Raw genomic sequence first — 22975 nt, forward strand, 5'->3', positions numbered from 1 at the left:
TTTGATGCTCGATGCTGTGAGTGCCCACACAGATTGCTTGATTCAAATTGTTAAAGAGCGACGCAGCTTTTGGCTGCTGCGGGAGTGGCATTCTACTCAACCGCCTTCTCGAGTCAAGCCTTATTTTCACAGGCTTTTCGAGGCTATCGACTCAGGCTTTGCGTTGCCGCTTGCCCTGTCGATGGAGGCGCATTATAGGGAGCGAATTCGTTCTGGCAAGGGGATAATTGCAAAAAGATGGCTTCCATCGTTCAACCGCTCACAAAGCAACCGCGGTGATGTATTAATGCACGAAAAGGATCTGCAGATTGATATTCCGGATGCTGTATTGAGGCTGGCAGGTTGGCAGATCAAGCTTGTGTCGATTTGGCTTTCCCCTGCTGCACAACCATGATGATCGGCTTTCCGCCTTCGGGTAACATAGCGCCCCTTTGCGATTCTCACACTCTTGGGCTTTGGAGAGTTTAATGCCTTTTGCACTTGGCCAGCGTTGGATTAGTGATACAGAGACGGATCTGGGGTTGGGGACTGTCGTTGCTGTTGAAGGACGCATGGTTACCCTGTTGTTTCCGGCTACCGGTGAAAACCGCATGTATGCCAAAGAAGAGGCGCCGGTGACCCGGGTCAGCTTCAATGTGGGCGATCAGATAGCCAGTCACGAAGACTGGACCATGACGGTCGACGAAGTGCAGGAGAAAGATGGCCTGCTTATATATGTAGGTGTCCGCACCGACAATGGTGAGCCGGTTGCCCTCAAGGAAGTGTTTCTCAACAACTTCATCAAGTTCAACAAGCCGCAGGATCGCCTGTTCGCCGGCCAGATTGACCGGATGTCCCGCTTTACCCTGCGCTACGAAGCGCTGGTCAACCAGCACCAGCGTCGCCGCAACCCGACTCGCGGCCTGGCTGGCGGGAAAGTCAGTCTGATCCCGCACCAGCTCTACATCGCCCATGAAGTGGGTCACCGCTACGCCCCGCGCGTATTGCTGGCAGACGAGGTGGGTCTGGGCAAGACCATCGAAGCAGGCATGATCATTCACCAGCAGTTGCTCTCCGGCCGCGCCCATCGGGTGCTGATCCTGCTGCCCGAAACGCTCCAGCACCAGTGGCTGGTCGAGATGCTGCGCCGTTTCAACCTGCACTTCTCCCTGTTTGACGAGGAGCGCTGCATCGAGGCGTTCGCCGATGCGGAGAACCCCTTCGAGACCGAACAGCTGGTGATCTGCAGCCTCGACTTCCTGCGCAAGAAGCGTCGTCGCTTCGAACAAGTGCTGGAAGCCGAGTGGGATCTGCTGGTTGTCGACGAAGCGCACCATCTGGAGTGGAGTGAGGAGGCCCCCAGCCGCGCCTACGAAATGGTGGAAGCGCTGGCCGAACAAGTACCGGGCGTGCTGCTGCTGACCGCGACCCCTGATCAGCTGGGCCACCAGAGTCACTTTGCTCGTCTGCGCCTGCTCGACCCGGAGCGTTTCTACGACTACGACGCCTTCCTCGCCGAGGAGCAGGCCTACGGTCAGGTCGCGAGCGCAGCCCAGGAGCTGCTGGATGGCGAAACCCTGAGCAATGAAGCCAAGCAAATCCTCGCCAGCCAGCTGGAAGGGCTGGACTTAAACGATGCAGCCGCCCGTCAGCAGGCGGTCGCCAAGCTGCTGGATCAACATGGCACCGGCCGGGTGCTGTTCCGTAACAGCCGCGCCAATATTCAGGGCTTCCCGGAGCGTCATCTCAACATCTACCCCATGCCGCTGCCGGAGCAGTACAAGACCGCCATCAAGGTGATGGGCATGATGGGTGGCAATGGAGGCGATCTGCAGACCCGTGCCTTGCGCTACCTCTATCCCGAGAAGATCTTCCAGCAGTTCGAAGGCGACAACGCTACCTGGACCCAGTTCGACCCGCGCGTCGAATGGTTGCTGGAACTGCTGCTCTCCGCCCGTCAGCAGAAGGTGCTGGTGATCTGCTCTGAAGCAGCCACCGCCATCGCCCTGGAAGAGGCGCTGCGCACCCGTGAAGGGATCCGTGGCGCCGTGTTCCACGAAGGGATGTCGATCCTCGAGCGGGACAAGGCCTCCGCCTATTTCGCCCAGCAAGAGGGGGGCGCTCAGGTGCTGCTCTGCTCCGAGATCGGCTCAGAAGGTCGCAACTTCCAGTTTGCCAGCCATCTGGTGCTGTTCGATCTGCCACTCAACCCGGATCTGCTGGAACAGCGTATCGGCCGACTGGATCGTATCGGTCAGCAGAATACCGTCGAGATCCACGTTCCCTATCTGGAAGGGACTGCCCAGCGCGCCCTGCAGCTCTGGTATCACAATGGTCTGGATGCGTTCGAGCAGACCTGCCCGACGGCCCGCCCGGTGTTCGAAGCGGTACGTGACGAGCTGTTCGAGCTGCTGGCCGCCAACACCGGCGAGCAGGGCCCCCTCGACGCCCTGCTGGCCAAGACCCGCGAACTGCACGAGCCGCTCAAGGCCCGGCTGGAACAGGGTCGTGATCGCCTGCTGGAAATCCACTCCAGCGGTGGCGAGGCCGCCCAGCAGTTGGTCGACAAGCTCGCCGCCGAAGATGACGACACCGGCATGATCTCCTTCGCCCTCAAGATGTTCGACGAGATCGGCGTCAACCAGGATGATCGCGGTGAAAATGCGCTGGTGCTGACTCCCGGGGATCACATGCTGGTGCCGAGCTTCCCGGGCCTGCCGCAAGACGGCATGACCATCACCTTCGATCGCAACACCGCCCTGTCGCGGGATGACATGGCGCTGCTCTCCTGGGATCACCCCATGATGCGCGGCGGTATCGACCTGATCCTGGGTTCCGAGATCGGTGCCACCTCGGTGGCACTGCTCAAGAACAAGGCGCTGCCGGTCGGCTCCATCCTGCTTGAGCTGATCTTCGTTGCCGAGTCCGCGGCTCATCCCCAGCTCTACCGTTTCATGCCGCCGACGCCGATCCGTCTGCTGATGGACAAGAACGGCCAGAATCTGGGCGAGAAAGTGGCGTTTGATGCCTTCAACCGCCAGCTGACACCGGTCAACCGCCACCTTGGCAGCAAGCTGGTTACCGCATCCCAGCCGGTGATCCACGGACTGATTGGCAAGGGCGAGGTCATTGCCAACGAACTGAAAGCCGGGATTGTCGACAAGGCCCGTGCCCAGATGGCGCAGACCCTGCAACAGGATCTGGACAGGCTGGAGGCACTCAAGGCGGTCAACCCGAATGTGCGCGACAGCGAACTGGATTATCTGCGCAATCTGCAGGCAGAATTGCACCACCTGATCGACCAGACCCAACTCAAGCTGGATGCCATCCGCTTTATTGTGGTTACCCATAACTGATAAAACGGTGCAGGCATCATCTGGTTGCTAACGACCAGACCCAACTCAGGCTGGATGCCATGCACTTTTTATCGTGGTTACCCATAACTGATGGGGGCTTGCCCCCGCTTTGACCCAAGATGCGAGACGCTATGTTTGTATACTCCCCGCCCCTGGAACCCTGGCTCGATATCCTGTTCAAGGACAAGGACATCATGGTAGTCAACAAGCCCACTGGCCTGCTGAGCGTCCCCGGGCGCGGCCCCGAGAATGAAGACAGCGTGCTCCATCGGGTCAAGCAGCAGCACCCCAAAGCGGCGGCTGCCCATCGCCTCGACATGGCGACCACCGGCGTGCTGGTGATCCCGCTCACCCCCAACTCCCACCGGGAGCTGAGCCGGCAATTCCGCGAGCGGGAGACCGAGAAGCACTACCTCGCCTGGGTGTGGGGTGAACCGGAACAGGATGCGGGCGAAGTGGATCTGCCGCTCTGCGTCGACTGGCCCAACCGGCCGAAGCAGAAGGTGGATTTTGAGGAGGGGCGTCATGCCCTGACCCTGTGGCAGAAGCTGAAGGTGGAGAACGGCAACAGCCTGATCAAGCTGACCCCGATTACCGGTCGCTCTCATCAGCTGCGGGTCCATATGCTGGAGCTGGGTCACCCCATCCTCGGCGATAACCTCTACGCCAACCCGGATGCGCTGGCGGCTGCACCGCACCTTTATCTTCATGCGGCCAGCCTGACCATCAGCCACCCCCGCAGCGGCGAGCGGATGACCTTCGAGGCACCGGCCCCTTTCCCGGTCTGAGCCTGACAGGTAACAACCAAATAAAAAGAAAGCCCCCATCGAGAGATGGGGGCTTTTTTATCGCTCAGACGCGGATATCGATCTTGCTTCCGAGGGAAGCGCTGGCCGATGTCGGCGCAGCCGGAGCGGATTGCGCTGCTGTTTCCAGCAGTTTCAGTGCGGATTCGCCTTCCTGGGTCTGCTGCTTTTTGGCCAGGCTGGCCACCATCAGTGCAGAACCGAACGACGCATTTGCAGAACTAGAAATATCCATTGTGTACCTCCTGCCAAGAGACTATCGGCCGGGCCCGGTGAGAGATGAGCCATATCGTTCAACGCAGATATGCCTTGTCCGGCGAGCGCCGGGCCAACCAGCGCTCTTCCATCTCCAGCAATGTCTGATAGGCCTTTTCGGCATGCTCCGGGCGACTGAACAGATATCCCTGCCCATACAGATGTATGTCGGTCAATGAACGCAGCACATCGAGCTGCCCCTGAGTCTCGATCCCTTCACATACCAGTTTCTTGCCAAGCATGGAGCCCATACGGCAGATGTTGGCGACCAGTTCGGCCGCCTCGATAGAGGTGTCGATACCCTGGATGAAGGACCTGTCTATCTTCACCTTGCTCACCGGCAGCTTCTGCAGATAGCTGAGGGAGGAGTAGCCGGTGCCGAAGTCGTCAAGGGCCAGATGTACCCCCTGCTGGCTGAGATCCTGCATCAACTGCAGCGAGTTCTTGACCTCGCGCATGGTGGTGTCTTCCGTCACCTCCAGCACCAGGCTGGACGCAGGGATATGGTGCTCCATCAGCGCTCTGGCCACCAGCTTCAAGAGGTTGCGCTGGTACATGCCCGGGGAGATATTCACGCACATCTGCAAGTCCACCAACCCCAAGTGCTGCCACTGATGCAGTTGTTCACATGCGGTATTCAATACCCAGCCACCCAGTTTCTCGGCCAGCTGGAACTCTTCCGCCACCTGGATCACCTCGTTGGGGGGAATAAAGCCGAGCTCGGGATGGCGCCAGCGCAGCAGCGCCTCCACGGCTTCACAGCGGCCACTTTCCAGATTGACGATGGGCTGGTAATAGAGCTCGAGCGCATTGTGCTCCAGCGCCATCACCATGTCAGACGCAAGATGCTTGCGCCTGGCCGTCTCGTTGAGCAGGGAACTGTCATAGATGACATAGGGAACATGGGTCTTGCGGCTGTGAGAGAGGGCCTGCTCCGCCCGGCTGAGCAACTCCTGGGTCTGGTTGCTGTCGGTCGGGAAGAAGGCGATACCAATACCAACCTCAAGCCGGAAAGGGTAGTTGTCGATGATGATGTCTTGCTTGATGGAGTGGAGTACTCTGGCCACGAGCTCCCTGACCTGGCGAAGATCGCTCCCCTCCCGTTGCAGCATGGCAAGCTGATCTCCCCCCAAACGCGCCACCCACTCCCCGTTTTCGCACAGGGCGCGCAGCCGCTTTGCCACCTCCTGCAGCAGGAGGTCCCCTGTGTTGTAGCCAAATTTGCTGTTGATATCGCGAAAGTCGTTGATGTCGACCAGCACCAGTCCGAAGGAGGTGTCACGGGTGACATAGGCATCCATCTTTTCCAGCAGCGCCAGTCGGTTGGCGAGCCCGGTGAGGGGATCGATCCTAGCGGTCCTGAAATGGCGCCTGGCTTCTCGCACCAGCAGGCCGCTGAGCAGAATGACGGACACCACCAGCCCCGACACCATGAACAGCAGGGCATTGCGCAACTGGCCAAAACGCGCGTCGTTGCCCGTATAGACGTTGATGTTGTTCTGCATGACGGAAGCAAGAGAGTAAGAGAGGGGTTCCTGCAGGGGCGCCAGTGTCATCATGACTTGCTGGTAATCCGGCGTCCCCGGTTTGAGCTTGACCAAATCAGGCTCCAGCTTGCGGATACTGCTTTCAGTCAGTTTCACCAGCCGCAGCGTCTTCGGATTGTCCGCGAGGCTTTTTCTCAATTGGCCGCTCAGGAGGATGGGGGTACGACTCCAGAGAATGTCATAGCGGAGCAGCAGGGCTTCCTGGTCTATGCCGCCATAGTGGTAAATCTCGACGGCATTGAGAAAGCGGCCCAGCTCGAGCTGCAACTGCATCAATGCCCAGGAGACGTCATAGGTGTACTTCTCCATCACCCGGGTCGCATTTTGTATCTGCACCAGGCAATAGAGGGTGCTACCCGTGAACAACAGAATGGATAGATAAAGAACGCCGAGTAAGGGCCAGGCCCTGGTCTTCGCTTTCACCCAGTACTCCCGTAAACCACCGTTTTTACTGCTGAATGTCGATCGCACTCAGTTGCCAGATCATCATGTCGGTGAACTCGGAACGCCTGAGTTCGGGATGCTGATCCAGTGGCAGGATAAACCAGAGCGGCCCCTTGTCACGTACCCGCATGGTCATCCCGTCATCCTGCCAGGCCAGGATAGGATCGTATTGCTTGACCTTATCCCAGTTGATCCGGATCTGGAAACTGTTCAGGGCGGTGAGCGTGATGCTCTTGCCGTTGGCCTTCACCTCAGTCAGCACGTCCGCCAGTTTCGGCCCTACGTATTTGTGCGGTTTGTCCACCCAGGGATTGCTCGTCACCACCTCATGCTGCGGCAGCGCCTGGATCATGGCCATATCGAACAGCACCTCTCCATCTGCCGGGTCGGCAGGGTCCAGATTCCCCGTCACCTTGAGAATGACCGGCCCCTGCGGTGTCGCCAGCGCCATGCCCGGCAAAGCCAGGGAAAGGAGTAACGGGAGAAGCCCTAAGTATCGCATGTTCACCTCAGATCATTTCACTATCAACAACTTCAGCTTAGTAGCACTAAAAAAAACGGCCCGCAAAAGCGAGCCGTTTGATGACTTGACGGGATTACATCATACCCATACCGCCCATGCCACCCATATCAGGCATGGCAGGTGCATCTTTCTTCGGCAGCTCGGAGATCATGCACTCTGTGGTGATCATCAGGCCAGCGACGGACGAGGCGAACTGCAGGGCAGAACGGGTTACCTTGGTCGGATCCAGGATACCCATGGCCAGCATGTCGCCGTACTGTTCGGTGTAGGCGTTGTAACCGTAGTTGCCTTCACCGTTCTTCACGGCATTGGCGATGACGGAGGCTTCTTCGCCGGCGTTGATGACGATTTGACGCAGCGGGGCTTCCATGGCGCGCAGGGCAACCTTGATACCGACGTTCTGGTCTTCGTTGTCACCACGCAGGGAGGCCAGCTTGGCAGCAACGCGCACCAGCGCTACACCACCACCGGCAACCACGCCTTCTTCCACGGCTGCGCGAGTGGCGTGCAGGGCATCGTCAACACGGGCTTTCTTCTCTTTCATTTCAACTTCAGTGGCAGCACCCACCTTGATCACGGCAACACCGCCGGCCAGCTTGGCCACGCGCTCTTGCAGCTTCTCACGGTCGTAATCGGAAGAGGTCTCTTCGATCTGCTGACGGATCTGGGCCACGCGGCTTTCGATCAGGGCGGCATCGCCCACGCCATCGATGATGGTGGTGTTCTCTTTGGTGATGACGATGCGCTTGGCACGGCCCAGATCTTCCAGGGTCGCTTTTTCCAGCTCCATGCCCACTTCTTCGGAGATCACGGTACCACCGGTCAGGATGGCGATATCCTGCAGCATGGCCTTGCGGCGATCACCGAAGCCCGGCGCCTTGACGGCGGCCACTTTCACGATGCCACGCATGGTGTTGACCACCAGGGTCGCCAGCGCTTCGCCTTCCACGTCTTCGGCCACGATGATCAGCGGTTTACCTGCCTTGGCCACACCTTCCAGCACCGGCAGCATTTCGCGGATGTTGGAGACTTTCTTGTCCACCAGCAGGATGAAGGGGTCATCCAGCTCGACGGAGCCGGTTTCCGGCTTGTTCACGAAGTAAGGGGAGAGGTAGCCGCGGTCGAACTGCATGCCTTCTACCACAGCCAGCTCGTCGTCCAGGCCCTGACCGTCTTCCACGGTGATGACGCCGTCACGACCGACCTTGTCCATGGCTTCGGCAATCAGCTTGCCGACCTTCTCGTCGGAGTTGGCAGAGATGGTGCCGACCTGGGCGATGGCATTGTTGTCGGCACAGGGGGTGGACAGAGCTTGCAGCTCGGCAACGGCAGCCACAACGGCCTTGTCGATACCACGCTTCAGATCCATGGGATTCATGCCGGCGGCAACGGCCTTCAGGCCTTCATTGACGATGGCTTGAGCCAGTACGGTGGCAGTGGTGGTACCGTCACCGGCGGCGTCATTGGCCTTGGAAGCGACTTCCTTGACCATCTGGGCACCCATGTTCTGGAACTTGTCTTCCAGTTCGATTTCACGGGCAACGGAGACGCCATCCTTGGTGATGGTCGGGGCGCCGAAGGACTTGTCCAGCACCACGTTGCGGCCTTTCGGGCCCAGGGTCACCTTGACGGCATCGGCCAGGATGTTGACGCCTTCCAGCATTTTGATGCGAGCTTCGTTGCCAAACTTAACTTCTTTAGCTGCCATGTTCTTCAATCCTTAAATCAATTCGGGAAAAGAGGGAGGGTGATTACTCTTCGACAATCGCCAGGATGTCGGTCTCGGACAGGATCAGTACGTCCTGGCCATCCAGCTTTTCGGTCTTCACGCCGTAGCCTTCGTTGAAGATCACCTTGTCACCCACCTTGACGGCCAGTGCTTTGACATCCCCATTGTCCAGAATTCGACCAGTCCCCACGGCAAGAACTTCACCACGGGTGGACTTCTGGGCCGCAGTGCCAGTCAAGACGATGCCGCCAGCGGATTTGGCTTCAGCTTCGATGCGCTTGATGATGACGCGGTCGTGCAGTGGACGAATTTTCATCGATAACTCTCCCAAAATGAGTCTCTGTGTTGCTTGAGGAATGGCCGCAATCGGCCAAATTTGTCATGTCCCTGATCTGGGGCAACAGGGCTAGCCCTTCAAGGGCAAATACAAAAAAAATATTTTCACGTACTATGAACACCTTCGATGGATCACCCATCCCCAATCAGGAAGGCGGATGGAGACGGCCAGCATTCAGGCCCAAAGCACCTAGAGACTCTGCCTTGAGCCGACCCAATCCCATGCTGACCGCTCCCATGACGCCCATGCTGCTGCGCATGACGGGCCCCATGATCCTGGGCATCATCGCCATCCTGGCCTTCAACCTGGTCGATACCTTCTTCATCGGCATGCTGGGTACCCAGGCGCTGGCCGCCATCAGCTTCACCTTCCCGGTCACCTTTGTCGTCACCTCCCTGACCATGGGGCTGGGAGCGGGCCTGTGCGCCCTGCTCGGTCATGCCCTGGGGCAGGGTCGCCATGACGAGGCTGCCCGCATCACCACAGACTGCCTGTTACTCGCCGTCATCCTGGTGAGTCTGCTTGCCGGACTGGGGGCAATGACCATTACCCCTCTGTTCACCCTGCTGGGGGCCAGCCCCGAGCTCATCTCCCTCATCCACGATTACATGCTCATCTGGTATCTGACCGTCCCCATGCTGGTCGTGCCCATGGTCGGCAATGCGGCCATCCGGACCACGGGGGATACCAAGACCCCCAGTCTGGTGATGGGGGTCGCCGGTCTGGTCAACGGCGTGCTGGATCCTCTGCTCATCTTCGGGCCGGGCCCCTTCCCCGAGTGGGGCATTCGGGGAGCCGCCATCGCCACTTCCCTCTCCTGGTTGATGGCCATGCTGGTCAGCCTCCATCTGCTGCGCAAGCGGGAGACGCTGCTGACCTGGCGCCTCTCTCCCCGCCCTCAGCTGTTGGCCCATTGGCGCGCCCTGCTCCATGTGGCTGTGCCCGCATCGTTTACCAACATGCTCAACCCACTGGCCAACGCCGTGTTGATGATCATTTTCGCCGGGCTCGGAACCGAGGTGGTCGCCGCCTACGGCGCTGCATCCCGGGTCGAGGCCTTGCTGCTCATCGTGATGATGGCGCTCTCTTCCGTGCTGGCCCCCTTCATCTCGCAGAACTGCGGCGCCGGGAATCCGGCCCGAGCCAAGGCCGCCCTGCTGCTCTGCATGCGCTTCGCCCTGCTGTTCCAGCTTGGGGTCTACGCGCTGACCTGGCTTCTCGCCCCCTTCATCGCCGATCTGTTCAGCGATCATCCGCAAGTGGTGCGACTCATCGTGCTCTATCTGCATCTGGTCCCCATCGGCTACGGCTTTCAGGGCATGGTGATGCTGCTGGCCTCGGCCCTCAACGGCGTCAGGGCATCGGCGGTGTCACTGCTGATAAACGGCATCAGACTGTTTGTCTTCTTGCTGCCGGGGGCCTGGCTGGGGGCAAAACTGGGGGGAGAACAGGGGATCTATCTGGGGATGCTGCTGGCGAACCTGGCCGCCGGATTGCTGGCATGGGGGTATGCCCGCCACAGATTCGAGCGGCTGTGCCATCAGGGGAGATCCTGACGGCACAGCCCGAGGCTCGTGATTACTCTTTGCGTTCGAACTCCCCTTCGATGGTGTTGCCACCCCCTCGCGGGGATTGTCCGGGCCTGTCATCGCCGGGACCCGGCTCGAACGGCTGCTGGCGAGCCTGGAAGCCCCCCATCTGCATCCTGAACTGATTGCTGCCAATCAGCTTGTCGGCCAGCATGTTGCGCAGCCAGGGCTGCAGCAGCAGGATGCCGACAATATCGCTCACAAATCCCGGGATAATCAGCAACAAGCCCGCCAGCGCCAGCATCATGCCACCCATCACCTCGCGGCCGGGCATCTCCCCCAGCTGCATCTTCTGCTGGGCAGTGAGCAGGGTCTTGATCCCCTCGCTGCGCACCAGCGACGATCCCAGCACGGCGGTCAGCACCAGCAAGCCAACGGTCGGCAAGGCCCCGATCACGGAGCCCACCTTGATCATGACAGTGAGCTCCAGCAATACCAGCCCGACCAACAACAGTAACAACTTGCCCATAGCAACCTCGGAGCGATGAATGAATGGACCCGGGGTGTCCGGCCGGCAGCCGCACATCGCTGATGCTGACGCGCCGGGTTCAGGTCTTCTGACATTAACATGGGGCTGGTTGATCATTTTTCAAGCCTCTCCTGCCGCAGGCCCCGGAATACGGATAAATATTTGTCCGCCCAACTGGGATTGAGGTGGTTGTTCTGTCAAAGTTAATCGCCCGATTGCAATATCTGTTTAATGACCACAAGAAATTTGAGGTTGCCTCAAATTTAGTGATCCAGGTCTAATACCGGATACCTCAATTGGGGTAACATCAACACCAGTCATTGCACAGGGAGCAACTGGCTCCCAACTGCCCCACCCGATGTGTGGTGCTTCAGGATGAAATGTGCGTAGGGAAATCGCGACCACTCGGTGAGGATCGTTTCCATTTATTTGATTTCTGAGGCATAACAATGAGCGACATCAAGAACGTCCGCATTGAAGAAGACCTGCTGGGCACCAAAGAAGTTTCCAACGACCTCTACTACGGCGTGCACACCCTGCGCGCTGTTGAGAACTTCAAGATCAGCACTCAGAAGATTTCTGACGTTCCCGAGTTTGTTCGTGGCATGGTCCTGACTAAGAAGGCGGCTGCACTGGCCAACGGTGAGCTGGGCACCATCCGTCCCGAGATCGCAGACAAGATTGTCGAAGCCTGCGACCTGATGCTGAACACCGGCAAGTGCTTCGATCAGTTCCCGGTCGATGTCTATCAGGGCGGCGCCGGTACCTCCGTCAACATGAACACCAACGAAGTGCTGGCCAACATCGCCCTCGAGCTGATGGGACTTGAAAAGGGTCGCTACGACGTCATCAACCCCAACGATCACGTCAACAAGTGCCAGTCCACCAACGATGCCTACCCCACCGGTTTCCGCGTGGCCGTGGTCAACAGCACCGACACCACCCTGCACGCTCTGGAAGCCCTCATCGCCGCCTTCGATGTCAAAGCCAAGGAATTCAAACATATCCTGAAAATGGGCCGTACCCAGTTGCAGGACGCCGTGCCCATGACCCTGGGTCAGGAGTTCCACGCCTTCGCCGTCACCCTGCGTGAAGAGATCAAATCCATCAAGCGTTGCCAGGAGCTGCTGCTGGAAGTGAACCTGGGCGCCACCGCCATCGGTACCGGTCTGAACACTCCGCCCGAGTACTCCGGTCTTGCCATCAAGCGTCTGGCCGAGATCACCGGTCGTGCCTACGTGCCGGCAGAGGACCTCATCGAAGCGACCTCCGACTGCGGCGCCTATGTGATGCTGCACGGTGCGGTCAAGCGTCTGGCCATGAAGCTCTCCAAGATCTGTAATGACCTGCGTCTGCTCTCCTCCGGCCCGCGCACCGCGCTCAAAGAGATCAACCTGCCGGAAATGCAGGCTGGCTCCTCCATCATGCCGGCCAAGGTCAACCCGGTCATTCCGGAAGTGGTCAACCAGTCCTGCTTCAAGGTATTCGGCAACGACGTCACCATCACCTTCGCCGCCGAGGCCGGTCAGCTGCAGCTGAACGTCATGGAGCCGGTGATTGGTCAGGCCATGTTCGAATCTCTGAGCCTGATGGAAAAAGCCTGCATCTCCCTGCGCGAGAAGTGCGTGGAAGGCATCACCGCCAACCCGGACATCTGCATGAACCACGTGCTGAACTCCATCGGCATCGTGACCTACCTGAACCCCTTCATCGGTCACCATGAAGGCGACATCGTCGGCAAGATCTGTGCCCAGACCGGCAAGAACGTCCGCGAAGTCGTGCTGGAACGCGGCCTGCTGACCGCCGAACAGCTGGACGAGATCCTCTCCATCGAGAACCTGATGAACCCGCAATACAAAGCCAAGCGTTACACCCGCGAAGCCACCGTATAAGCGAGCAGATGGGCCGGGGTTATCCCGGCCCATTTAAAGTCAATTCCCGAGCGGTCTCTCCACAGCCCCATCGGGAATTGGCTTTTCAGCCTAATAAAACCTAAAAAAACTGGAAAATGGAGTGTTCGCTATGATTGGAATCGAGTTACTTGTCGTGCTCGCCGCTATCTATCTGGGGGCCCGGATAGGCAGTATAGGTATCGGCTTTGCCGGTGGTCTTGGGGTACTGGTACTGACCTGGGGGCTGGGCATGCCCATCCCGAGCGATCAGCTGGTGACCTATCTCCCGTGGGACGTGATCATGATCATCGCGTCCGTCATCTGCGCCATTGCCTGTATGCAGCTGGCTGGCGGGATGGATTATCTGGTGCACCTGGCCGAAAAAGCCCTGCGCAAGAATCCCAAGCACATCACCTTCGCCGCGCCGGTCGTCACCTACCTGATGACCATGCTGGCCGGTACCGGTCACACCGCCTTCTCCACCCTGCCGGTGATCGCCGAAGTGGCCAAGGAGCAGGGCATTCGCCCCTCCCGTCCGCTCTCCATCGCGGTCGTTGCCTCCCAGATTGCCATCACCGCCTCCCCCATCTCGGCGGCCGTGGTCGCCTTCTCCGGCATGCTGGAGCCGCTTGGCGTCGACTACCTGACCCTGCTGGCCATCTGCATCCCGTCCAGCTTCATCGCCTGTCTGCTGGGGGCCTTCATCGCCAACCTGCTGGGCAAGCCGCTGGATCAGGACGAAGTCTATCTGGAGCGCAAAGCCAAGGGACTCATCAAGCTGCGCGGTACCAGCCAGGTTGAGATCAAGCCTTATGCCAAGCTCTCCGTCGGCATCTTCGTCGCCTCCATCGTGGCCGTGATGGCCTATGCCACCGCCATCTCCGGCAACGTCGGCCTCATCAGCAGCCCGCCGATCCCCCGCGATGGCGCCATCATGGGCATCATGCTCTCCGCCGCCACCCTGATGGTCCTGTTCTGCAAACTGGACGCGGCCCAGATCACCAACATGCCGACCTTCAAGTCCGGTATGTCCGCCTGTATCTGCGTGCTGGGCGTAGCCTGGCTGGGCAACGTCTTCGTGAAGGGCAACATGGTCGAGATCCAGGCGTTCGCCGGCGATCTGCTGAGCCAATACAGCTGGCTGCTGGCCGTGGTGCTGTTCTTCTCCTCCATGCTGCTCTACTCGCAAGGTGCCACCACCAAGGCCCTGATGCCTGCCGCCCTGGCACTGGGTGTCAGCCCGCTGGCGGCCATCGCCTCCTTCGCCGCCGTGAGCGCCCTGTTCGTACTGCCGACCTACCCGACCCTGCTGGCCGCGGTCGAGATGGACGACACCGGCTCCACCCGCATCGGCAAGGCCGTGTTCAACCACCCCTTCTTCATCCCGGGTGTGGCCACCATCGCCATGGCAGTGGCGCTCGGCTTCTTCTTCGGTGGTCTCATCCTCTGACCGATGAACCACCCCATGTAAAACGGCCCGAACGGGCCGTTTTTTTATGCCCGGCCACCGCCGGGCGCCCATGAAAAAGCCGCTCCCGGGAGCGGCTTTCGTCATCCTGGCGGCATCCTCAGGCCGTGGTCTGGCGGGTACCGAAATAGTCAGCCAGGAAGTCGTCGAACGACAGGCTGTCACTGCGTTCCCGCTCCCGCTGCTTGGCCAGGGAGTCCCGTGCCTCGCCAGCAAAATAGGCCTCGTCCCAGTACTGCAGATCGCCGGCCAGCATCTCTTCCCGGTAGCGGCTCGCCAGCGCATCGCCGAAGCAGCCGTTGTCCTGGCCGCTTGAAAGCAACTGCTTGAGCAGGCGGGCGGAGTAGGTCTGCTCGGGGTCGAGCAGCTTCTCACGGTGCATCGCCAGCGTCTCGCGATAGCGGTTGCGACCACAGCAGCGATCCAGCAGCGCTGCGACCTCGGCCAGCTCGTCGAACAGCTTGAGGCCGTACTCCTTGAGGCCGATGGCATTGCCCTGTTCATCTTCAAGCGTCAGGCCGGGGCGACGCCCCTCCAGCACCACCTTGTTCTGGTTGCGGCGGTTGCGGGCAACCTCATCATCCGAGAGCACGGGGGACGGGCGCAACAGGCACCAGACCAGGAAGAGATCGAAGAAGCGGATCTGATCCACCTCGATACCGAACGGGGTAAAGGGATTGACGTCCACCGTGCGCAGCTCGATGTATTCGATGCCGCGCTGCTCCAGCGCATCCGAGGGCTTCTCGCCGCTGCGGGGGGTGCGCTTGGGGCGGATCGGCGCGTAGAGCTCGTTCTCCAGCTGCAGCACGTTGTCGTTGAGCTGGCGGTACTCGCCGTTCACCTTGACCCCTATCCTGGCGAAGTCGGGATCATGGGTATTGATGGCCCGGCGCAGACTGCTCACATAAGCGGGCAGGCTGTCATGACTGATCTTGAGCCCCGCCTGGGCGCTGTTGGTGTAACCGAGATCGGACAGGCGCAGAGCCGTGGCATAGGGCAGGTAAAGGGTGCCCTTGCCGGTCTTCTGGAACGGCAGGCTGCTCTTGCGCCCCTTGAGGAAGGAATCGCAGATGGCAGGAGACGCGCCGAACAGATAGGGCACCAGCCAGCCGAAGCGGTAGACGTTGCGAATAAGCCCCATGTACTTGTCGGAGATGAAGCGCTGGCTGCAGCAGCCCTCTCCCACCAGATCCTGCCACTCGCACCAGAAGCTGTCCGGCATGGAGAAGTTGAAGTGCACCCCGGCGATCACCTGCATCAGGCTGCCGTAGCGGTTCTTCAGACCCTGGCGATAGAGGGTCTTCATCCGCCCGATGTTGGAACTGCCGTACTGGGCCAGGCGGATGCTCTCCTCGTCACCGACGAAGCAGGGCATGGAGAGGGGCCAGATCCGCTCCTCTCCCAGATGATGAATGGTGTGGCGGTGAATGTCGCCGAGCTGCTCGATCAGGCTCTCGATGGAGTCGGTGGCCGGCGTGATGAACTCCAGCAGGCTCTCGGAGTAATCGGTGGTGATGTTGGCATGGGTCAGGGCCGACCCCAGGCTTCTGGGGTGATCGGTCTGGGCCAGGGTCCCTTCGGGGGTGATGCGCAGACATTCGCGCTCGATCCCGCGCCGGATCCCCTTGAGGGCGGTCACCCGTTCCGGGGTGCCCAGCGCAGCCAGCAACTCGGTGAGCGACAAGCTAGTAGTAGTCATATTCACGGCTCATGTGTGGCCGCCCCACCCGGGGCGGCACTTATTGTTGCGACGCCCCTCAGGGCAGTTGCAGTGGATAGATGGGAAGATGAAGCTCACTCAGGGGTTTTTCAAGCTTTTGCTTGTCTCCCACCACCACAATCACCATCTCGGCCGGATCCAGCCAGCGGGCTGCACTGGCCTTCAGCGTCTCGGGTGACACTGTTTTGATCAGGTTGTTCTGGGCCTGCACATAGTCCGGCTTCAGGTCGTACATGATCATCTGCAGCAGGAAGCCAGCCTTCTGCCCCAGGGTCTCGTAGGAGAGCGCATCCTGCTGGGAGACGGCGCTGCGCATGTAGGCCAGCTCCACTGGGGTCGGCCCGCTCTTGCGGTAGCCGTCCATCTCCTTGAGGAACTGGCGGATGGCATCCACGGTCGCATCGGTGCGCACATTGGCGCCGGTCGCGAAGACACCCGCCTCGCGGTTGGCCTGGAAGCCCGAGCTGGCACCATAGGTGTAGCCCTTGTCTTCCCGCAGGTTGAGGTTGATGCGGCTGTTGAAGTTGCCACCCAGGTTGAAGTTCATCAGGTTGGCGATGAAATAGTCTCCCGTGGTGTCAAACGGCATGGCGCGGCGGCCGATGCGGATCACCGACTGGGGGGCCCCCGGCTTGTCCACCAGATAGATGCCTGGCTTGGCCTGCTCTCCCCCGGGCTTGAGATCCCCCAGGGTCGGGGCGGCCCCCTGCCACTGGGTCAGGAAGGCGAGACCGGATTCCACCTGCTGGGCGGTCACATCACCTGTCACCACCACCTTGGCATTGGTCGGATTGTAATAAGCCTCATAGAAGCGCTTCACATCCGCCAGGGTCAGCTTCTCCACGTCCGCCAGCACCCCGTCAGAGGGTTGGCCGAGGCGGTTCTGCTTGCCATAGACCAGTTCGCGGAACGCCTGACCCGCCAGCCACTCGGGTTGCTGCTCGCTCTGTTTCATGCCTTGCAGCATCTGGGTCTTGAGCCGCTCGAAGTCCGCTTCCCGCAGGCCGGGTTGCAGCAGTACTTCCCGCACCAGCGCCAGGGTTTCGGGCAGCTTGTCCGCCAGACTGCTGATGGTGATGAGGTTGTTGTACTGGGCGCTGGAGACGCTGATGCTGGCGCCGAGTTTTTGCAGCTCGTCGCTCAGCTCGGCCTCGGAGAGGCGCGTCGTCCCCTGCTCCAGCATGGCGGCGGTGAGGCTGGCCAGCCCCAGCTCTCCCTTGCCTTCGGCCCGGATGCCACCCGGCAGGGCGATCATGATGGAGACGGCCGGGATCTCGTCGCTGTGGGTGCCGATGATCTCGATCCCCTTGTCGAGCTTGCCACGCCAGATGGCGGGCACCTTGACGCTCACCGCATCGGCCGCCTTGGGCTGCACGCTGCGATCGAAGTCATCTTTCACCGGCCGCTCGGCCAGCACCTTGTCATGCTTGCTGTAATCCGGCAGCTCCCGCTTGGCGGGAGTGAAGTTCGGGGTCGCGGCCTGCCAGTCGCTCTTGCCCTTGGGCACCACGCTCAGCACCACGGCAGGCTTGTTCTGGATGAACTTGTCGTAGGCAGCCTTGACGTCAGACCCCTTGACCCGGGCGATGGCATCCAGATTCTTGAACACATAGTCGGGATCCCGGGCCAGCACCTGCCCCATGGCAAGCTGGCTGACCTTGCCCTCGATGCTGTCGAGTCCCCAGATGGCGGACGCGCGATAGCTGCTGATGGCCTTCTCCAGATCCGCGGGCTTGATGCCGCGCTGGGCGAACTCGCCGATCACCTTGTCCACCTCGCCCTTGAGGGTCTTGAGGCTGCCATCCGCCGCCGGATTGGGGTAGGCATAGACCGTCAGGGTACAGGCAAGTTCTTCGCAGGAGTGGGAGGCACCCGCCTCGATGGCCTTGCCGGTTTTCACCAGGGACTGGTAGAGCATGGAGCTGGCAGAGCCCCCCAGCACATCGGCAAAGATGTCCAGCGCCGGCTCCTGCGGGTCACCCAGGGAGACGGTCGGGTAGCTGATATACAGGAGCGGCAGATGCACCTTGTCTTCCAGCGTCACGTAGCGGGTTGCCGGCAGGGTGGCAGGCTGAGGCGTCGGTTCGGCCACGTCCGGACCGCGCGGGATGGAACCGAAGTACTGCTCAATCCAGGCCAGCGCCTGCTTGGTATCAAAGTCGCCGCCCAGGGTCAGGGTCGCATTGTTGGGGCCGTACCAGCGCAGGAAGAACTGCTTGAGGTCGTTGACGTCGACCCGGTCGAGGTCCTCCACATAACCGATGGGTTGCCAGGAGTAGGGGTGGGTGCGCGGATAGAGTGCCTCCCCCACCCGCTCGCCCACCAGGCCATAAGGCTGGTTGTCGATGCGCTGGGCCCGTTCGTTCTTGACGGTGGCGCGCTGGATCTCGAACTTCTTCTGGCTCACCGCATCGAGCAGGAAGCCCATGCGATCCGCCTCCAGCCAGAGCACCTTCTCCAGCTGGTTGGCCGGCACGGTTTCGTAGTAGTTGGTACGGTCCTTGTTGGTGGTGCCGTTCATGTCACCGCCCGCCTCGTTGATGATCCGCATGTGTTCCTGATCACCAACGTGCTTGGAGCCCTGGAACATCATGTGCTCGAAGAAGTGGGCAAAGCCCGACTTGCCCACGGTTTCCCGGGAGGAGCCGACGTGATAGGTGACGTCCAGATGCACCAGGGGATCGGAGTGGTCGGGGGCCAGGATCACGGTCAAACCGTTGTCCAGCTTGTACATCTGGTAGGGGATGCCGAGCTTGCCCTCTTGTTTGACCTGCTCGGACACCAGGGTCGGGGCCGCCAGCACGGGAAGGGAGAAGCCCAGCAGCATGCTTAATGGAATGAGTTTGTTCACGGGTACCTCGTGAGTGACAAAAGGGCTAGAAGATCTGACTGGCCAGCAGAAACACCAGGGCATAACGAAGCAATTTGCCGAGCCCGATCAAGATGAGGGAGCGCCAGAAGGAGAGGCGCAGCCAACCAGCCAGCAGACAGAGACCATCGCCGACCACAGGCGTCCAAGCAAGCAGTAGACACCAGTGGCCATGACGTTTGAGCCAACCAAGGGCTTTTTGTTCCCCACGGCCTTGAAAATCTTCCGGTTTTTTCTTGTGGGTGGCGAGCCAGCCGAGCCACCAGGTGGTCATGGAGCCCAGGGTATTGCCCAGCGTCGCCCAGAAAAGCAGGCTGGTCATGCTCCACTCCCCCTTGACCGCCATGGCGCCCAGCAGCACTTCCGAGCTGCCGGGCAACAGGGTGGCGGAGGTGAAGGCGCTCAGAAACAGCCCTCCCAGCCCCATCCCGGTGAAGTCTATCATCCGGGCTGGCCGTCTGCGGCGGACATGCGCAGCAACAGCTTGCCGCGCACATGGCCCTGCTCGATGGCCTGATGGGCCAGCGCCCCTTCTGCCAGCGTGTATTCACCGGAGACAGTGATCTTCACCTCCCCCTGGCGAAGCAGCGTCAGCATCTGGGTCAGCTGCGTTCGATCGGGATGGACCAGCATGCCGACAACCTCGACGCCGAGCTCGGCTCCCGCGTCCTTGATCTGCTGGGCCGTGATGGTGGGGACCGTCACCAGACGGCCGCCCGGCTTGACGCAGGCCAGCGCAGCCTTGCCGCTCTCGCCCCCCACCAGATCCAGCACCAGATCGAACGGACCATCGGTGATCGCTTCGGTGCACCACCCGGCCTGGTGGTAATCCACCATCCGGCTCGCCCCGAGACTATGAAGGAAGCTGTGATTGTCGCCGCTTGCCGTGGCAACCACGTGGGCACCATAGGCGGCGGCAAACTGCACCGCCAGGTGGCCGACGCCACCGGCACCGGCCAGGATCAGTACCCGTTGCCCCGACTGCAGGCCACCGTGCTCCAGCAGCCCCTGCCAGGCGGTGAGACCCGCCAGCGGTAGGGCCGCTCCCTGCCTGAGGCTCACCCCATCGAGCTTGACCAGCTCCTCCTCGCGGGCCACCACGGATTCGGCATATGCACCGGCGGCGAGGGGGAAACCCACCATGCCGCACACCTGATCCCCCTCGGCCAGGGAGGTCACGCCGGGCCCCACCTTTTCCACCACGCCGGAGACGTCATAACCCGGCGTCCAGGGCAGGTTGTCCTTGTTCTGGGCGGCCGCCCAGCCGAGACCGGCCCGGGTCTTGGCATCGATGGGGTTGACCCCCGCAAAGCAGATGCGCACCCGGACCTCTCCCTCCGCGGGCACCTTGTCCAGGGAAGGGTTGAGCCTGAGTACCGAGGGGTCGCCGAATGCGGTAATCTGTAGCTGCGTCATTGCACAATCCATCCTGTTGATTGATCAAGGGTCAACAGAATAACAGCGAGGACACCATGGCTCGAATGTTTCTTATTCCTCTGTTGCTGGCCCTGGGGTGGTGGGCGTTTCTGCTCTACTTCCGCATTCCGCTCAAACAGGGGGCCAAGGGCTTTTACTGGATCATCGGCATCGGCGGCGGGCTTGCCGCCTTCCTCAGCCTGATGATGGTGCTCACTCACTAGGGTTCGGGGACAAGGGGGAAGAAGAGAAGATGCTGCATGGACTGAACCATCTCACGCTGGCAACCGGCGATCTCGACAGCAGCGTTGCCTTTTATGTCGACTTGCTGGGATGTCGCCCCAGGGTGAGATGGGCACGGGGAGCCTATCTCACCCTCGGCGATCTCTGGCTCTGTCTCTCCTGCGATCCTCCCCAACCGGCCAGAGATTACAGCCATGTCGCGTTTGGCATCTCGCCTGAACAGTTTCCAGCCTTCTGCGCCCGTCTGCGCGCGGCGGGCGTCGTGGAGTGGAAGAAGAACAGCAGCGAAGGGGATTCACTCTATCTGCTGGATCCCGACGGGCACCGACTGGAAATCCATGCAGGCAACCTGGATAGCCGCCTCGCCTCTCTCAGACAGCAACCCTATGAGGGTCTTATCTGGTTCGACTGAGCCGAATTCACCCCTGCTCGGCACGAAGATGGTAGTGACGATTGCTGCCCTGCCCCAGCACGCCCTGCGCCAGCAGATGCTGGAACACCCGGTCCACCTCCTCCAGAGACAGTGACAATGCCTCTGCCACCTTGCGTTTGCTGCATTTGAGCTCGCCGCTCTCCAGCGCGTCGCGCACCTGGGCGACCACGGCTGGCTCGGGCATGGGTCTGCTGATGGCTGGCGGCTCCGGGGTCGGCACTGCGACCCGGGCCTCGGCTTGCGCCTTCTCCCGTTGCCACATCCATTGACGGCGGAAGCGGTTCTCCTCACCGATCAGGCTGACGAAAAAGGCACCAAACGCATCGAGCAGGATAGACAGGAAGCAGACCAGCAGGAACTGCACCTGGCCGATGCTCATGCCCACCCCGTCCGCCAGACTGCTCATCAGCCCCAGCATGGAGGACTGCTCCCCCAGCGGCTTGGCGTCCCGCTCCTGGCGCAGCTCGTCCTGACGCAGCCTGAGCTTGGTGTTGGCCTGCTGCAAACCGCTGACGCCGCTCGAGATACGCGCCATCTCGATGTATTTGCGGGCCGCCTCTTCGTTGAGCTGGATCTGCCGCTCTATGCTGGCTATCTGCTCGTCGAAACGGGCTATCTCCCGCTCGTGACGCGCCTGCTGGCTCAGGATGGTGTTGGTGGCGCTGTTGATGCCGCCGATACTGCCCCCGATGGAGATGGCGGCCAGCACGCTGTAGAACAGCAGCGACCAGAAGGCGCCGCCCAGATCCCGCCTCGCCTTGCACTCGCCGTACTCGTACCAGACGTAGAACTTGCCCAGCTCGAAGATGATGGCCAGCCCGCCGAACAGCCACTTCATCAGGGGGTTTTCGTCGATGGAGAGAAACAGCAGCAGGGAGAAGACGATGGAAGCCAGAATGGCCAGCCCGGTAAAACTGTAGACTGTCGTGAGGGCGAACCATCCCTTGGGGTAACGCAATGCGGCGCAAGCCTGTGTAGTCATGATGAAGCGGGAAACATCTGCAGGAAAAGTTGGCTGCCGATTATAGTCGCCACTCCCCCGGAGAGAAGGGCAAATCCCCGAATTCCCGCCGATGGACGATCAGCTGCCCAGAGTGCGACCAAAACGTGCAAATCGGCAGCAGAAAAACACTACAATCGACCCCGTACCTGAAGGACATCTGCGGTTATGCTCGGGTTAAGCCCGCCGCATTACACTCATTTCCACCGAACACGACTCGAGGACATCATGAACAGAACGACGGCTTTGTTGCTCTCTCTTTTTCTGATCACTGGTAGCGCCCTGGCACAGGACGAAGGGAGCCAGACCTTCTCCGTGGATGCGCTGACCTTCAATCTGGACTGGAATGACACGCAGTTTGACTGGTCCCAGAGCAACTGCTTCGATCTCGGGAGCGGTGACACGGCCGCCGCCGACTGCAAGAGGATCAACCTCAGTCTGGAGGACGAGACGCAGCGCAACCAGCCCCCCAGCACCAACCAGATCAGCACGCGACCGGATCAATGATCCCCCTGACAGGAGCCTTGATGCGATGACCCACATGACCATGACTTCCCGCGGCGCACTGCTGCTCTCCCTGCTTCTGGTTCAGGGAATGGCCTTTGCTGCCCCCCCTTCCAAACACGATGACGACATCCGGATTTCCACCGACCAGGGCCGGGTAAGCCTGGATTGGGACGACAAGGAGTACGAGTGGTGGCAGCACAACTGCCTGGATGTCAGCACCCGGACCAGCCGCATCCAGCTCAACTGCGACAACATGGATGGAAAATACCGCGACCATTACAACCGCAGCATTCACAGTGGCAACAACCCGGGTCAGGGCCATGACAAGCCCAGGAACAAGCACGGCGGCAACGGCCACCAAAAACACTGACCAGCATGCCCATGGACATGGTT

General features: G+C 60.6%; 21 protein-coding genes. 10 read left to right on the plus strand and 11 right to left on the minus strand.

Annotated elements, in window-relative coordinates; genetic code table 11:
- From AB7E19_RS14635 to rluA, 3 genes are all read left to right on the plus strand, one after another.
- A partial coding sequence (locus AB7E19_RS14635) for a hypothetical protein (protein WP_427935731.1) occupies positions 1-394 on the plus strand: 394 nt, incomplete at its 5' end.
- 73 nt (positions 395-467) lie between these two features.
- On the plus strand, positions 468-3335 hold the full coding sequence (rapA, locus tag AB7E19_RS14640; protein WP_427935733.1) for an RNA polymerase-associated protein RapA: 2868 nt from the start codon (positions 468-470) through the stop codon (positions 3333-3335).
- A 131-nt stretch (positions 3336-3466) separates the two neighbouring features.
- Positions 3467-4123, plus strand: coding sequence for a bifunctional tRNA pseudouridine(32) synthase/23S rRNA pseudouridine(746) synthase RluA (gene rluA / locus AB7E19_RS14645; RefSeq protein ID WP_042864434.1), 657 nt, complete (start codon positions 3467-3469; stop codon positions 4121-4123).
- A gap of 64 nt (positions 4124-4187) precedes the next feature.
- On the opposite strand, the gene AB7E19_RS14650 is transcribed toward rluA, so the two are convergent.
- The 5 genes from AB7E19_RS14650 to AB7E19_RS14670 form a co-directional block, all read right to left on the minus strand.
- Positions 4188-4376 (minus strand): hypothetical protein, encoded by a 189-nt coding sequence (locus AB7E19_RS14650; protein WP_010673139.1) that lies wholly within the window; start codon positions 4374-4376, stop codon positions 4188-4190.
- Between the two features lie 58 nt (positions 4377-4434).
- Positions 4435-6366 (minus strand): putative bifunctional diguanylate cyclase/phosphodiesterase, encoded by a 1932-nt coding sequence (locus tag AB7E19_RS14655; RefSeq protein ID WP_039040011.1) that lies wholly within the window; start codon positions 6364-6366, stop codon positions 4435-4437.
- Positions 6367-6391: 25 nt separating this feature from the next.
- Positions 6392-6889 carry a molybdopterin-binding oxidoreductase gene (locus tag AB7E19_RS14660; protein WP_316286893.1) on the minus strand — a complete coding sequence of 166 codons (498 nt, stop codon included), beginning with the start codon at positions 6887-6889 and terminating at the stop codon, positions 6392-6394.
- A 94-nt stretch (positions 6890-6983) separates the two neighbouring features.
- Complete coding sequence (groL, locus tag AB7E19_RS14665) at positions 6984-8618, minus strand: chaperonin GroEL (RefSeq protein ID WP_010673136.1); 1635 nt, start codon at positions 8616-8618, stop codon at positions 6984-6986.
- A 43-nt stretch (positions 8619-8661) separates the two neighbouring features.
- A complete protein-coding gene (locus tag AB7E19_RS14670) occupies positions 8662-8955 on the minus strand; it encodes a co-chaperone GroES (RefSeq protein WP_005309514.1) in 294 nt (97 codons plus the stop codon).
- A gap of 242 nt (positions 8956-9197) precedes the next feature.
- Between AB7E19_RS14670 and AB7E19_RS14675 the strand changes: the two genes are divergently transcribed.
- Positions 9198-10532, plus strand: a complete 1335-nt coding sequence (locus tag AB7E19_RS14675) for an MATE family efflux transporter (protein WP_427935888.1) — start codon at positions 9198-9200, stop codon at positions 10530-10532.
- Between the two features lie 22 nt (positions 10533-10554).
- Here AB7E19_RS14675 and AB7E19_RS14680 read toward each other — a convergent pair whose 3' ends face one another.
- Positions 10555-11034, minus strand: coding sequence for an FxsA family protein (locus tag AB7E19_RS14680; protein WP_039040009.1), 480 nt, complete (start codon positions 11032-11034; stop codon positions 10555-10557).
- A 449-nt stretch (positions 11035-11483) separates the two neighbouring features.
- Between AB7E19_RS14680 and aspA the strand changes: the two genes are divergently transcribed.
- Together aspA and AB7E19_RS14690 are read left to right on the plus strand one after the other, a co-directional pair.
- Positions 11484-12926, plus strand: coding sequence for an aspartate ammonia-lyase (gene aspA / locus AB7E19_RS14685; RefSeq protein WP_010673133.1), 1443 nt, complete (start codon positions 11484-11486; stop codon positions 12924-12926).
- 130 nt (positions 12927-13056) lie between these two features.
- Entirely contained in the window at positions 13057-14376 is a 1320-nt protein-coding gene (locus AB7E19_RS14690; RefSeq protein ID WP_041210978.1) for an anaerobic C4-dicarboxylate transporter, read from the plus strand.
- Between the two features lie 118 nt (positions 14377-14494).
- Here the strand turns inward: AB7E19_RS14690 and gshA are convergent, their stop codons facing one another.
- Genes gshA through AB7E19_RS14710 form a run of 4 tightly spaced genes read right to left on the minus strand, consistent with a single transcriptional unit; the run spans position 14495 to position 20399 of the window.
- Positions 14495-16093 carry a glutamate--cysteine ligase gene (gene gshA / locus AB7E19_RS14695; protein ID WP_049636442.1) on the minus strand — a complete coding sequence of 533 codons (1599 nt, stop codon included), beginning with the start codon at positions 16091-16093 and terminating at the stop codon, positions 14495-14497.
- 58 nt (positions 16094-16151) lie between these two features.
- Entirely contained in the window at positions 16152-18965 is a 2814-nt protein-coding gene (locus AB7E19_RS14700; protein ID WP_102983754.1) for a M16 family metallopeptidase, read from the minus strand.
- 25 nt (positions 18966-18990) lie between these two features.
- Complete coding sequence (locus AB7E19_RS14705; protein ID WP_029313803.1) at positions 18991-19428, minus strand: YqaA family protein; 438 nt, start codon at positions 19426-19428, stop codon at positions 18991-18993.
- Positions 19425-20399, minus strand: coding sequence for an NADP-dependent oxidoreductase (locus tag AB7E19_RS14710; RefSeq protein ID WP_191967193.1), 975 nt, complete (start codon positions 20397-20399; stop codon positions 19425-19427). Before AB7E19_RS14710 ends, AB7E19_RS14705 begins: the two co-directional genes overlap by 4 nt.
- 56 nt (positions 20400-20455) lie before the next feature.
- Here AB7E19_RS14710 and AB7E19_RS14715 point away from each other — a divergent pair, with 56 nt between their 5' ends.
- Positions 20456-20623, plus strand: a complete 168-nt coding sequence (locus tag AB7E19_RS14715) for a hypothetical protein (protein WP_005308905.1) — start codon at positions 20456-20458, stop codon at positions 20621-20623.
- Between the two features lie 29 nt (positions 20624-20652).
- A complete protein-coding gene (fos, locus tag AB7E19_RS14720; RefSeq protein ID WP_039040005.1) occupies positions 20653-21054 on the plus strand; it encodes a fosfomycin resistance glutathione transferase in 402 nt (133 codons plus the stop codon).
- 7 nt (positions 21055-21061) lie between these two features.
- Here fos and AB7E19_RS14725 read toward each other — a convergent pair whose 3' ends face one another.
- Positions 21062-22057 (minus strand): hypothetical protein, encoded by a 996-nt coding sequence (locus tag AB7E19_RS14725; protein ID WP_045523277.1) that lies wholly within the window; start codon positions 22055-22057, stop codon positions 21062-21064.
- Positions 22058-22303: 246 nt separating this feature from the next.
- On the opposite strand from AB7E19_RS14725, the gene AB7E19_RS14730 reads away from it, so the two are divergent.
- The gene (locus AB7E19_RS14730; RefSeq protein WP_322130930.1) at positions 22304-22582 is read left to right on the plus strand and encodes a hypothetical protein; all 279 of its coding nucleotides are present in this window, start codon (positions 22304-22306) and stop codon (positions 22580-22582) included.
- 25 nt (positions 22583-22607) lie between these two features.
- Complete coding sequence (locus AB7E19_RS14735) at positions 22608-22952, plus strand: hypothetical protein (protein WP_010673122.1); 345 nt, start codon at positions 22608-22610, stop codon at positions 22950-22952.
- Positions 22953-22975: the final 23 nt, after the last annotated feature.

The organism is Aeromonas sp. (genome assembly GCF_050252055.1).
Classification (GTDB): Bacteria; Pseudomonadota; Gammaproteobacteria; order Enterobacterales; family Aeromonadaceae; genus Aeromonas; species Aeromonas caviae.

Coding starts and splice junctions, on each gene's coding strand:
- AB7E19_RS14735 (WP_010673122.1), top strand. CDS start 22,608: ATGACCCACATGACCATGACTTCCCGCGGCGCACTGCTGCTCTCCCTG.
- AB7E19_RS14715 (WP_005308905.1), top strand. CDS start 20,456: ATGGCTCGAATGTTTCTTATTCCTCTGTTGCTGGCCCTGGGGTGGTGG.
- aspA (WP_010673133.1), top strand. CDS start 11,484: ATGAGCGACATCAAGAACGTCCGCATTGAAGAAGACCTGCTGGGCACC.
- AB7E19_RS14680 (WP_039040009.1), bottom strand. CDS start 11,034: ATGGGCAAGTTGTTACTGTTGTTGGTCGGGCTGGTATTGCTGGAGCTC.
- fos (WP_039040005.1), top strand. CDS start 20,653: ATGCTGCATGGACTGAACCATCTCACGCTGGCAACCGGCGATCTCGAC.
- AB7E19_RS14675 (WP_427935888.1), top strand. CDS start 9,198: ATGCTGACCGCTCCCATGACGCCCATGCTGCTGCGCATGACGGGCCCC.
- rluA (WP_042864434.1), top strand. CDS start 3,467: ATGTTTGTATACTCCCCGCCCCTGGAACCCTGGCTCGATATCCTGTTC.
- AB7E19_RS14705 (WP_029313803.1), bottom strand. CDS start 19,428: ATGATAGACTTCACCGGGATGGGGCTGGGAGGGCTGTTTCTGAGCGCC.
- AB7E19_RS14660 (WP_316286893.1), bottom strand. CDS start 6,889: ATGCGATACTTAGGGCTTCTCCCGTTACTCCTTTCCCTGGCTTTGCCG.
- AB7E19_RS14670 (WP_005309514.1), bottom strand. CDS start 8,955: ATGAAAATTCGTCCACTGCACGACCGCGTCATCATCAAGCGCATCGAA.
- AB7E19_RS14725 (WP_045523277.1), bottom strand. CDS start 22,057: ATGACTACACAGGCTTGCGCCGCATTGCGTTACCCCAAGGGATGGTTC.
- gshA (WP_049636442.1), bottom strand. CDS start 16,093: ATGACTACTACTAGCTTGTCGCTCACCGAGTTGCTGGCTGCGCTGGGC.
- AB7E19_RS14710 (WP_191967193.1), bottom strand. CDS start 20,399: ATGACGCAGCTACAGATTACCGCATTCGGCGACCCCTCGGTACTCAGG.
- groL (WP_010673136.1), bottom strand. CDS start 8,618: ATGGCAGCTAAAGAAGTTAAGTTTGGCAACGAAGCTCGCATCAAAATG.
- rapA (WP_427935733.1), top strand. CDS start 468: ATGCCTTTTGCACTTGGCCAGCGTTGGATTAGTGATACAGAGACGGAT.
- AB7E19_RS14650 (WP_010673139.1), bottom strand. CDS start 4,376: ATGGATATTTCTAGTTCTGCAAATGCGTCGTTCGGTTCTGCACTGATG.
- AB7E19_RS14730 (WP_322130930.1), top strand. CDS start 22,304: ATGAACAGAACGACGGCTTTGTTGCTCTCTCTTTTTCTGATCACTGGT.
- AB7E19_RS14690 (WP_041210978.1), top strand. CDS start 13,057: ATGATTGGAATCGAGTTACTTGTCGTGCTCGCCGCTATCTATCTGGGG.